We start from the raw sequence: 11,801 nt of genomic DNA on the forward strand, positions 1-11,801 counted from the left end.
TGTTAATATTATCTAAAACAATGATATGTGACTGATCGAGTAATTACATTATGCATACTGCTATTCAACAGAGATGTTCTTTATTGAAACGCTATTTTCTCAGAATGATATGTTGCATTGTTACTCTTGATGGGTACAATTACGGCTACCTGATGCGGTGCTTTGGTTGATTGGTTGTTAAACTCTGGTTGACACGGTTAATAATGTTATCGCACGTAGAGGTGCAACTATAAAGAGTAGTTTTCGTTGGGGTGATGCCAATGAACGGGAATGGAAGGTGTAGTTGCCGAAGTCAATTGTATATCTAAGCAATTTGCTGGGGTTGTGCTCAATAGGTACAACACTGCCATAGTCTTAATTTTAAACTATGGAGCGCTACTGTAGGGTTGGGTGAAGTGTTCACTTCCCTTTCGCTTAGTTCAACATGAGCTTGGTCAGCCGTATCAAGTTTGTCTGCAGTAGATCTCTAGCCAAATAAAAAACTGGTTTTTGAAGATCATGAATTTAATAGATTTTGCAACATCACCCTTATCTTTACTCCCACCACTGGTGGCTTTAAGTCTTGCTATTGTTACTCGCCGTGTATTGGTTTCTTTGGGGGTCGGTATCGTTATGGGTGCGATTCTACTTGCTGATTACTCAGTAGGTAACGCAGCTAGCTACGTGTTTACCAAAGTGTCTGGTGTGTTCATTGAAGATGGTGGCATTAACACTTGGAACATGAGCATCGTCGCATTCCTCATTATTCTTGGAATGACAACGGCTCTATTAACACTGTCTGGTGGTACTCGCGCATTCGCAGAGTGGGCACAAACTCGTGTTAAGAGCAAACGTGGTTCCAAGCTACTGGCTGCTTTCTTAGGCGTATTCATCTTTGTAGACGATTATTTCAATAGCTTAGCGGTAGGTGCGATCTCTCGCCCTGTAACTGACCGTTTCTACGTATCTCGCGCTAAGCTTGCTTATATTCTCGATTCTACTGCAGCGCCAATGTGTGTGATCATGCCGGCATCTAGCTGGGGGGCTTACATCATTACTATTGTCGGGGGCATCTTAGTTACCCATGGTGTGACAGAATATTCAGCTCTTGGGGCTTACGTTCGTATTATACCAATGAACTTTTACGCGGTGTTTGCTCTATTAATGGTGTTTGCCGTTTCATGGTTTGGTCTCGATGTAGGTAAAATGCGTGAGCATGAGATCGAAGCATCACAAGGTCGTGGCTTTGACGGCGAAAACGATCAAAAGCAAGCTCATGATCTACATGACGATCTCGATATTCAAGAGAGTGAAAATGGTTCTGTTTCTGACCTAGTCATGCCCATCATATTGCTGATCGTAGCGACGATTGCTGCAATGCTATACACAGGTGGACAAGCGCTTACTGCTGATGGTCAAGCATTTAATCTTTTAGGTGCTTTTGAAAATACGGATGTAGGTAAGTCTCTTGTTTACGGTGGTGTTGTCGGCTTGCTCGTTGCACTCTGGACCGTATTGAAGCAGAAGTTGCCTATGGCTGATATCGCAAGAACAATGTGGATTGGTGCAAGCTCAATGTTTGGCGCTATTCTGATTCTTGTGTTTGCATGGACTATTGGTTCTGTTATCGGCGACATGAAAACCGGTGCTTACTTATCGTCTCTTGTTACTGGCAATATTGATTACCATTGGCTACCTGTTATTTTGTTCCTTATTGCTGGCGTGATGGCATTCTCGACAGGTACATCATGGGGTACATTCGGCATTATGCTTCCTATCGCAGGTGATATGGCTGCAGCCTCTGACATCGCATTCATCCTACCTATGTTAAGTGCGGTTCTTGCGGGTTCTGTATTTGGTGATCACTGTTCTCCAATCTCAGACACAACGATTCTGTCTTCTACTGGTGCGCGTTGTAACCATATTGACCACGTATCGACTCAGCTCCCATATGCACTGTTGGTCGCTCTCGTATCGTGTATTGGTTTCATTACCTTAGGTATGACATCGTCAACGGGTATTGCTTTCGGTGCCGCATCACTTACATTTGTCGCAGTATGTTTTGCATTGGCTTATTTCTCTCGTTGTAAAATGCCAACGAGTAAAAGCTAATCATCACTTGATTGAGTAATTAAAGGGAGGCTTCGGCTTCCTTTTTTTATGCCAATTAAATTAATTTTAACTTTAGTGAAAAAAGTTAAAATTAATGGTTGAAAAAGGATGCCAGCTTAGTTAGTGTGGATACAACAAAGTAAAGAACCTAAGAGTTAATAAGTATGCGTAAGTTAGTCATGAACATTCATCACCATCATCACCCTATCTAGTCTTTCGGGGAGATTTACGTATACCCGGGAGCCAGAATTCTCCCGGTGGTTAAGTCAAAAGAATTTAGATTTAAACCCTCGGGATGACACAGTCTTCCGGGGGTTTTTTAGTTTTATAGCTTATAAATAATCAATAAATTCAAATATTTGCACAGGGAAACAGCAATGCAGACACAACGCCTCAGAATCGCAATTCAAAAAAAAGGTCGCTTAAGTAAAGAGTGTCAAGACTTACTTAAAAAGTGTGGTGTTAAATTTAACATCTTGGGTGAGCGGTTGGTGGTTCACTCACTAAATATGCCAATCGACCTATTATTAGTCCGTGATGACGATATTCCAGGTCTGATTATGGACGGTGTAGTTGACCTTGGCTTCATCGGTGAAAATGAGCTAGAAGAAGTTCGTCTAGATCGTGTTGCTCTAAAAGAGCCTTCAGAGTTTCGCACACTACGTCGCTTAGACTTCGGTGGCTGCCGCCTTTCTATCGCAATCAATAAAGATGAAGAATACAACGGCCCTCAAGATCTTGCAGGCAAACGTATTGCGACAACGTACCCACAACTACTTAAAGCTTACATGGACGAGCAGGGTGTTGAATTCAGCACTTGTATGTTAACAGGCTCGGTTGAAGTTGCTCCTCGTGCAGGTCTAGCAGACGCGATCGCAGATTTGGTTTCTACCGGTGCAACGCTCGAAGCAAACGGCCTAAAAGAAGCAGAAGCTATCTTCCAATCGAAAGCAACACTGATTCAACGTGTTGGTGAGTTCGACGCAGACAAAACGGCATTGATTGAAAAGCTACTGACTCGTATGCAGGGTGTTCAACAAGCGAAAGAGTCGAAGTACATTATGCTTCACGCGCCAACCTCTCAGCTAGAAAAAATCAAAGCGTTATTGCCTGGAGCCGAAGACCCTACTGTGCTTCCATTATCGACGGATAAAGACAAAGTGGCCGTTCACCTAGTAAGTACTGAGAATTTGTTCTGGGAAACGATGGAACAGCTCAAAGAGTTGGGTGCAAGCTCGATTCTAGTATTACCAATCGAAAAAATGATGGGGTAGTGACAATGAGAACTGTTGTTTGGCAATCTTTAAGTGAATCTCAGCAAGACTCAGTATTAGAGCGTCCAGCTATTACTGAAGGCGCAAACATCACCGCGACTGTTTCTGATGTTATTGCAAAAGTACGAAATGAAGGCGATGCCGCACTCAAAGAACTGACTGCAAAATTTGATGGCGTGACCCCTAAAAATATTCGAGTGACTTCGGGTGAGGTTGAAGAGGCGTGTACTCGTCTCACTCCGGAAATGAAGCAAGCGTTAGAGCAAGCTTATAGCAATATTGCCAAGTTTCACGAAGCTCAGAAGCCTCAGCCGATTAAGGTTGAAACGCAACCTGGCGTTTTGTGTGAGCAGGTAACGCGCGCGATTAATACGGTTGGTCTTTATATTCCAGGTGGTAGTGCGCCACTTCCGTCAACGGTTCTTATGTTGGGTGTACCCGCTCAGATCGCAGGTTGTCGTAAGGTTGTCTTGTGTTCGCCTCCGCCTATTGCCGATGAAATTTTGTATGTCGCTAAACTGTGTAACATCGACGAGGTTTACAATGTCGGTGGTGCTCAAGCGGTGGCCGCAATGGCTTACGGTACTGACAGTGTTGCGACGGTTGATAAGATTTTCGGCCCGGGTAATGCGTACGTGACTGAAGCGAAGCGCCAAGTGAGCAATGACTTCCGTGGTGCTGCGATTGATATGCCTGCAGGCCCATCAGAAGTCATGGTCATTGCAGATGAAACGGCAGACGCAGATTTCATCGCGGCAGACTTATTAAGCCAAGCTGAGCACGGCCCTGACTCACAAGTGGTATTGGTCACACCGTCGCCAATTGTGGCAGACCAAGTAACCGAAGCGGTGCAGAAACAACTGAAAGAGTTGTCTCGTGCTAACATCGCTCAGCAAGCATTGGCATCTAGCCTGATTATCATTGCTGAATCCATCACTCAAGCGATCGCAATTTCGAATTTCTATGGCCCTGAGCACTTAATTGTTCAAACCAAGAATCCACGTGAATTGTTGCCATTACTGGATAATGCGGGGTCTATCTTCCTCGGTGACTGGTCTCCTGAATCTGCCGGTGATTATGCATCAGGCACAAACCACGTATTGCCAACTTATGGTTACACCAAAACGTATTCGAGCCTAGGGTTAGCAGATTTTTCAAAGCGTATGACAGTACAAGAGCTCACAGCCGAGGGCTTGAAAGGCTTAGCACCAACAGTTGTGACGATGGCGGAAGCTGAGGGGTTGGATGCGCATAAGCGTGCTGTGACTATCCGAGTTGAAAAGTTAAATAAAGCGAAGTAGGGGTGGAGTATGGAAAAGTTAGCAAGAAAGCAAGTTCAGGCTCTAACACCTTACTTATCGGCAAGACGCATTGGTGGTAGCGGAGATGTATGGCTCAATGCCAACGAATCTCCATTTGATAATGAGTACAACTTAAATCTGTCTCGTTTAAATCGCTACAGCGAATGTCAGCCGCCAGAGTTGATCGATGCTTACGCACAATACGCAGGTGTGAAACCAGAGCAAACGCTGACAACACGTGGTGCAGATGAAGGTATCGAGTTACTGATTCGTGCGTTCTGTGAGCCGAACGAAGACGCTATTCTTTACTGCCCACCCACTTACGGTATGTACGCAATCAGCGCAGAGACGATGGGTGTTGAGCGTAAAGTTGTGCCTCTAACCGCTGAATGGCAATTGGATCTTCCAGCTATTGAAGCTCAACTCGACAACGTAAAAGTGGTGTTTGTTTGTAGCCCAAATAACCCAACCGGTAATTTGGTTGATCGCAAAGACATCATCAAGTTGCTTGACATGACACAAGATAAAGCGATTGTGGTGATGGATGAAGCGTACATCGATTTTTGTCCAGAAGCGTCAACCGTTGATTTGCTTGAGCAATATCCAAATCTCGCAATTCTACGCACTTTGTCGAAGGCCTTTGCTTTGGCTGGCTTACGTTGTGGTTTTACGCTAGCAAACAAAGAGCTTATCGATGTTCTGTTAAAAGTGATCGCGCCTTATCCAGTGCCAATCCCTGTTGCTGACATCGCCGTTCAAGCACTTTCAGAGCAAGGACTAGCGCGAGCTAAGTTCCAGGTTTTGGATTTAAGTGCTAACCGAGCGTATTTGCAAGCGGGTCTATTAGGCATGCCTCAAGTGACGGTGTTTGATGGCTGGGGTAACTACCTACTGGTTAAATTCCCGAACGGCGATGCGTTATTTAAAGCGGCTTGGGATACGGGCATCATCTTACGTAATTCACCCATTGAAGACTGTGTTCGTATTAGTATTGGTAACCGCGAAGAGTGCGAAAAGACACTTGGATTCATTCGTAACTTTTATCAGTAACGAAAGGCTTACCAGTCATAACATTTGCCAGTTTGATTTGATTTATCGGGCTGGCAAGTGAAACCAATATTTCGGGTTAGCGTTTGATTTTAGCTAGGCCACCAGATTTAAAATTAAAAGGAAGTTCAAGTGAGTAAACAACAGAAAATACTTTTTATAGACCGCGACGGCACTTTAATTGTTGAGCCGCCAGTTGACTTTCAAGTAGACCGTTTAGACAAGCTAAAATTCGAACCGCTTGTGATTCCTAGCCTACTGGCGTTGCAAGATGCTGGATACCGCTTAGTGATGGTCACTAACCAAGATGGCCTAGGTACCGATAGCTACCCACAACAAGATTTCGATGCGCCACACAATATGATGATGGAGTTCTTCGAATCTCAAGGCGTTAAGTTTGACGACGTGCTTATTTGCCCTCACTTTGACGAAGACAACTGCTCTTGCCGCAAGCCTAAATTAGGTATGGTTAAAGAGTATCTACAGGGCGGTAAAGTTGATTTTCAACATTCGGTTGTGATCGGTGATCGAATGACGGATCTACAGCTTGCTGAGAATATGGCGATCCGTGGGATTCAATATGGCCCGGACGCGGCAACCGAAGGTACACTTAACTGGCCACAAATCGTTAAAGATCTGACGGTTAACGCGCGTGTTGCTGAAGTGGTTCGAACAACGAAAGAAACGGATATCAAGGTTGCAGTCAACCTTGATGAAACCGGTGGAAACAAGATCGACACGGGTATGGGGTTCTTCGACCACATGCTTGATCAAATCGCGACACACGGTGGTTTCCAAATGAACCTGACTGTGAAGGGCGACTTGCACATCGATGATCACCACACAGTAGAAGATACGGCTCTGGCTTTAGGCCAAGCATTGAAAGATGCACTGGGTGACAAACGTGGCATTGGCCGTTTCGGTTTCAGCTTGCCAATGGATGAGTGTTTAGCTCAGTGTGCGCTAGACCTCTCTGGTCGCCCATACTTGAAATTCGATGCTAAGTTCAGCCGCGAGCAAGTGGGTGATCTTTCAACTGAGATGGTGGTGCACTTCTTCCGTTCTCTAACCGATACATTGGCTTGTACGTTACACCTGTCTTCTGATGGCAATAATGATCACCACATCATTGAGAGCCTGTTTAAAGCATTTGGTCGAACACTTCGTCAAGCAATCAAAGTTGAAGGTAACGAGTTACCAAGCAGCAAAGGCGTTCTGTAAGGGATCGGTATGAAAGAGCAAAAAGTCGTTATTATTGATACGGGTTGTGCCAACGTTTCATCGGTGAAGTTTGCGATTGAACGTCTGGGCTATGCAGTTGAAATTTCAAAAGAACCACAAGTGGTGCTTGCTGCCGACAAGCTGTTCCTACCCGGTGTAGGTACTGCAAGTGAAGCGATGAAAAACCTGCAAGAGCGTGATCTTGTTAGCCTTGTGAAGCAAGTAGAGAAGCCTCTGCTTGGTATCTGTTTAGGTATGCAGTTGTTAGGCAAGCTGTCTCAAGAGAAAGGACAAAAGGCTGACGAGTTAGTGGAATGTTTAGGCTTGTGTGAGGGGGAGGTTCGTTTACTTGAAACCGGTGATTTGCCACTACCACACATGGGTTGGAACACCGTAACCGCAACACCGAATCACCCTCTATTTAAAGATATTGAAGAAGGTGAGTACTTCTACTTCGTTCATAGCTTCGCAATGCCCGTGGGTGACTACACCATCGCACAATGTGATTACGGCAACCCGTTCACAGCAGCAGTGCAAAGTGGTAACTATTACGGTGTTCAGTTCCACCCAGAGCGCTCTTCGAAAGCTGGCTCTAAGCTGATTCAGAACTTCTTGGAATTGTAATAAGGATTAGGCGGCGATCTCGCTGCCATGATAAGGAATGTAAATGATTATTCCCGCGTTAGATTTAATTGAAGGCCAAGTAGTTCGCTTATTCCAAGGGGATTACGGGCAAGTAACAGAATACAAAGTCGACCCAGCAGAGCAGTTTAATCTGTATCACCAAGCTGGCGCTGGTTGGCTGCACCTTGTTGACTTAACGGGCGCAAAAGACACCACGGCTCGTCAGTTAGACTTGATTGCTAAGCTACTGGCTAGCACGCCTGCGAACATCCAGATTGGTGGTGGCGTGCGTAACGAGCAAGATGTCGTTGATTTGCTAGAAGCTGGCGCACAGCGCGTTGTGGTTGGTTCTACAGCCGTTAAGCAACCTGAGTTGGTTAAAGGTTGGATGGAGAAATATGGCGCGGAAAAAATCGTGCTTGCTCTGGATATCAACATTGACGAAAGCGGCACACGTAAAGTCGCGATTTCAGGTTGGCAAGAAGATTCAGGCGTGACCATTGAAGCACTAATTGAAGACTATCTGACGGTTGGTCTAAAACACGTTCTGTGTACCGATATTTCACGTGACGGCACATTAGAAGGATCAAACGTAGAGCTTTACGTTGATCTTTGTAAGCAGTATCCACAAGTGCAATTCCAATCATCGGGTGGCATTGGCAGCCTAGCTGATATCGAAGCACTGAAAGGCAGTGGTGTTGCGGGTGTCATTGTGGGTCGCGCGCTGCTTGATGGCAAGTTTACCGCAGAGGAGGCATTTGCATGTTGGCAAAGCGAATAATCCCTTGTTTGGATGTCCGTGACGGACAAGTGGTTAAGGGCGTTCAGTTCCGCAACCACGAAATTATTGGTGACATCGTTCCGCTAGCACAACGTTACGCGGAAGAGGGCGCCGATGAGCTGGTATTTTACGATATTACGGCATCAAGTGATGGTCGTGTGGTCGATAAAAGCTGGGTGAAACGTGTCGCAGAAGTGATCGATATTCCTTTCTGTGTCGCTGGTGGCATAAAATCAGCGGAAGACGCAGCGCGCATTCTTGAGTTTGGCGCGGATAAAGTATCGATCAACTCACCGGCTTTGGCTAATCCACAATTGATCACTGACCTTGCGGATAAGTTCGGCGTGCAGTGTATCGTTGTTGGTATCGATTCATACTTCGACAAAGAAACCGGTAAGTATCAGGTTTACCAATTTACCGGTGATGAAGCGCGTACTAAAGCAACCAAATGGGAAACCAAAGATTGGGTGCAGGAAGTACAGAAGCGTGGCGCAGGTGAGATTGTGTTAAACATGATGAACCAAGATGGTGTTCGCAACGGCTATGACATCGATCAGTTAAACATGGTGCGTGAAGTGTGTAATGTGCCATTGATTGCCTCTGGTGGCGCAGGCGCGATGGAACACTTTGCGGAAGCCTATAAGAAGACCAACGTGGATGGAGCACTTGCCGCTTCGGTATTCCATAAGCAAGTCATCAATATTGGTGAACTTAAACAGTATTTAAAACAACAAGGTGTCGAGGTGCGACTATGAGTTTTGAACCCGTAAACTTATCAAAAACAGAAGTAGGCGCATTGTCAGAGCGTATTGATTGGGAAAAAGTAGAGGGTTTAGTGCCAGCTATTGTTCAAGATTACCAATCGAGCCAAGTGTTAATGATGGGATACATGAACCCAGCAGCACTTGAGAAAACAGGCGAAACTGGGCAAGTGACGTTTTTCTCTCGCACCAAAGAACGTCTTTGGACCAAAGGTGAAACGTCGGGAAACGTATTGCAATTGCAAAACATTGCTTTGGACTGTGACAATGATACCTTGTTGGTTAAGGTTAATCCCATTGGCCCAACGTGCCACACAGGTACCACAACGTGCTGGGATGGAGATAAGCAAGAAGAAACACAGATGGTGTGGCTTCATCAGCTTGAGCAGCTATTGGCTGCCCGCAAGGACGCAGACCCTGAGTCTTCTTATACTGCCAGTTTATATGCCCGTGGCACCAAACGTATTTCGCAAAAAGTGGGTGAAGAAGGCGTTGAAGTCGCGCTTGCGGCGACGTCGGGCGATAAGGCGGAGTTAGTGTGTGAATCAGCAGATTTGATTTACCACTTGATGGTTCTTCTTCAAGACCAAGGCTTATCGATGAACGACGTGGTGAACAAATTAAAAGAGCGCCATAAGTAAGCTCTCTTTGGGTTAATCGAACCACGAAAAAGAGAGATAAAAGCTCCGTAAATAACCATGTTTACGGGGCTTTTTTAGCGTTCCATCCTGAGTGTATTTCTTCACCTTTCGGCCTCGTCATTGCGAGGATTCTAAGCGACATCAGGAATCTCTTCTCTTAATCAGACTTCCTAGTCGTACGAGTTACCCGCAGCACTTCTTATACTTCTTTCCACTACCACAGATGCATGGGTCATTACGGCCGATCTTGAAGCTTTCAACCGTTTGGTTTAAGCGAAGATCGATTTCTGGTTGCGTAGTTTCTTCTTGCTCTGGGAACTCACCGTCGATATAGAACCATAGGCCGTTTTCACGAATGAAACGAGAGCGCTCTTGCATGCAGTATTGTGCGCCGTCTTCATTGAAGTAAGCTTTAAATTCAACAAAGCCTTCGTCTTGGTGCGAGCCTGCCGTAGTATCGATGACCTCTAGGCCAGCCCAATCACTGTCGATCGATTCTGCGATGCCTTCTCTTTGTGCTTCGGCATTGCAGTTAGGGTGATAAGTCGCCACAACATAGTCAACCAAACCCAACACGTGCGCTGAATAACGCGAGCGCATTAATTGCTCAGGCGTTTCAACGGCACTGTGGTTAAGGTGCGCTGATTCACAGCACTGTTGGTAAGTATTATTGCTACCGCAGGGGCATAAAGACATTGTCAAATCCTATAAAAATGGCCTCGATTAAGAGGCCATAAATGAATGCGTGCAGTGTATCAAGAAACGCTCGCTCACCAAAGATCAGTTTCTATTGAAGTGATTGAGTGACGCGAACTACTTCAAAGCAGGGGATAAAAGTTCTTGAGACCAAGAGGTCGCTTCGTCATAGGTTTGGCCGAGTTGCTCTTCGCCTAGTTTGAGCAGTTTACATATGCGAGTTGCTTCATCCCATCGGGCTTGCTCATAAGCAATAATCATCGCTAAGACGGCCCCTAATACCCCTTTACGTTGTATCAGAGCCTCTTTTATCTCTTCATCAATCGGTACAGAATCTAACACCTGCTTTAATGGTTGATCGAAGAGTGAATCGAGTAGCGAGAACATACCGGTTAAAAAGGCTTGCCCTGGCTCAATTTTCACGTTCATCTTTGTGACTAATAGTTCGCATTGACGAGCACGCAGCACCGCTAATCCATAGAGTGAATCGGGCTTATCTTCTTTTGCTGATGCAATAGCCACAAGAGAAACGAATTTACGTAGCTTTTGTTCGCCAAGGAAAATTAGCGCTTGGCGGAATGAGCGAATCGTTGTTGCTGATTCACTCGCGGAGTTTACATACGCAAGTAGCTTATAAGACAGAGTGACATCTATGGTAATTAGACGTTCTACTTCAACGAAGTCGATAGGATCTTTAGCGATCTCTTTCAATAGCTGAACGATAGTTAAAAATGCAGGATTCAGCTTTCGAGTTTGAATCATCTCTGGTTTACTAAAAAAATAACCCTGGAAGTAGGTGAACCCGGCTTGGTTTGCTTCTTGATACTCATTGTAAGTTTCTACTTTTTCTGCCAGAAACTTGATATCTAACCCTTTTAAAGAGTTCATAAATATTGAAGCTTTTGCTATTGAGACTAAACGAATGTCAAACTTGATAATTGACACGTAGGGCAAGAAACGTTTCCAAGATTTGCTTGGCACAAAGTCGTCCAATGCAATGGTGTAGCCTGCATCATAGATGGTCTTTATCGCTTGAAGTAATTCGTCTGTCGGTTCGCAGTCTTCAAGAATCTCAACAACGAGACTATCCTTGGGGAACAAGGTTGGAACTAAGTTAATCAGGCTTGCATAAGGGAAGTTAACGAACCCAAGCTTATCACCCAACGTATTGTAGTGGGTTGACAAGAAATGGTCGGAAAGCAGGCGACTAGTAGCGAGCTCAGGCTCTACCTCAGGGAAAGTATTTTTAGGACCATCCCTGAATAGCAACTCGTAACCTATAGTTTTCTTGCTCGTGTCGAGTATTGGCTGACGTGCTACGTATGAATATTTCAACTTAGTACTGTGTTCGGTTTATTTTTAAT

General features: G+C 45.2%; 11 protein-coding genes, 1 riboswitch and 1 other annotated feature. Of the genes, 9 read left to right on the forward strand and 2 right to left on the reverse strand.

All coding sequences use genetic code 11. From position 1 onward, the window contains the following. The first annotated feature begins 208 nt into the window (after positions 1 to 208). Positions 209 to 386: riboswitch (Lysine riboswitch) on the forward strand. Positions 387 to 498: 112 nt separating this feature from the next. The 9 genes from L4B77_RS17695 (at position 499) to hisIE (ending at position 9,741) form a co-directional block, all read left to right on the forward strand. Beyond that, the gene (locus tag L4B77_RS17695; protein WP_429752036.1) at positions 499 to 2,091 is read left to right on the forward strand and encodes a Na+/H+ antiporter NhaC family protein; all 1,593 of its coding nucleotides are present in this window, start codon (positions 499 to 501) and stop codon (positions 2,089 to 2,091) included. Between the two features lie 187 nt (positions 2,092 to 2,278). After that, positions 2,279 to 2,415 (forward strand) — a sequence feature (His leader region). Between the two features lie 53 nt (positions 2,416 to 2,468). Beyond that, complete coding sequence (gene hisG, locus L4B77_RS17700; RefSeq protein ID WP_261839350.1) at positions 2,469 to 3,365, forward strand: ATP phosphoribosyltransferase; 897 nt, start codon at positions 2,469 to 2,471, stop codon at positions 3,363 to 3,365. Next, positions 3,365 to 4,666, forward strand: a complete 1,302-nt coding sequence (hisD, locus tag L4B77_RS17705) for a histidinol dehydrogenase (RefSeq protein ID WP_429752038.1) — start codon at positions 3,365 to 3,367, stop codon at positions 4,664 to 4,666. The genes hisG and hisD overlap by 1 nt, the downstream gene beginning before the upstream one ends. A 9-nt stretch (positions 4,667 to 4,675) precedes the next feature. Next, positions 4,676 to 5,716, forward strand: coding sequence for a histidinol-phosphate transaminase (hisC, locus tag L4B77_RS17710; RefSeq protein ID WP_429752040.1), 1,041 nt, complete (start codon positions 4,676 to 4,678; stop codon positions 5,714 to 5,716). Between the two features lie 129 nt (positions 5,717 to 5,845). Further along, a complete protein-coding gene (gene hisB / locus L4B77_RS17715; protein ID WP_429752042.1) occupies positions 5,846 to 6,934 on the forward strand; it encodes a bifunctional histidinol-phosphatase/imidazoleglycerol-phosphate dehydratase HisB in 1,089 nt (362 codons plus the stop codon). A 9-nt stretch (positions 6,935 to 6,943) separates the two neighbouring features. Beyond that, positions 6,944 to 7,558, forward strand: coding sequence for an imidazole glycerol phosphate synthase subunit HisH (gene hisH / locus L4B77_RS17720; protein ID WP_261839354.1), 615 nt, complete (start codon positions 6,944 to 6,946; stop codon positions 7,556 to 7,558). A 43-nt stretch (positions 7,559 to 7,601) separates the two neighbouring features. Beyond that, complete coding sequence (gene hisA / locus L4B77_RS17725; protein ID WP_012604374.1) at positions 7,602 to 8,339, forward strand: 1-(5-phosphoribosyl)-5-[(5-phosphoribosylamino)methylideneamino]imidazole-4-carboxamide isomerase; 738 nt, start codon at positions 7,602 to 7,604, stop codon at positions 8,337 to 8,339. Continuing rightward, positions 8,321 to 9,094 carry an imidazole glycerol phosphate synthase subunit HisF gene (hisF, locus tag L4B77_RS17730; protein WP_261839355.1) on the forward strand — a complete coding sequence of 258 codons (774 nt, stop codon included), beginning with the start codon at positions 8,321 to 8,323 and terminating at the stop codon, positions 9,092 to 9,094. The genes hisA and hisF overlap by 19 nt, the downstream gene beginning before the upstream one ends. After that, a complete protein-coding gene (gene hisIE / locus L4B77_RS17735) occupies positions 9,091 to 9,741 on the forward strand; it encodes a bifunctional phosphoribosyl-AMP cyclohydrolase/phosphoribosyl-ATP diphosphatase HisIE (protein WP_261839356.1) in 651 nt (216 codons plus the stop codon). Before hisF ends, hisIE begins: the two co-directional genes overlap by 4 nt. Positions 9,742 to 9,924: 183 nt before the next feature. Here hisIE and L4B77_RS17740 read toward each other — a convergent pair whose 3' ends face one another. After that, positions 9,925 to 10,437 carry a YchJ family protein gene (locus L4B77_RS17740; protein WP_429752045.1) on the reverse strand — a complete coding sequence of 171 codons (513 nt, stop codon included), beginning with the start codon at positions 10,435 to 10,437 and terminating at the stop codon, positions 9,925 to 9,927. A 117-nt stretch (positions 10,438 to 10,554) separates the two neighbouring features. Beyond that, complete coding sequence (locus L4B77_RS17745; protein ID WP_429752047.1) at positions 10,555 to 11,772, reverse strand: EAL and HDOD domain-containing protein; 1,218 nt, start codon at positions 11,770 to 11,772, stop codon at positions 10,555 to 10,557. Between the last annotated feature and the right edge of the window lie 29 nt (positions 11,773 to 11,801).

It is taken from the genome of Vibrio minamisatsumaniensis (assembly GCF_050337445.1).
Classification (GTDB): Bacteria; Pseudomonadota; Gammaproteobacteria; order Enterobacterales; family Vibrionaceae; genus Vibrio; species Vibrio artabrorum.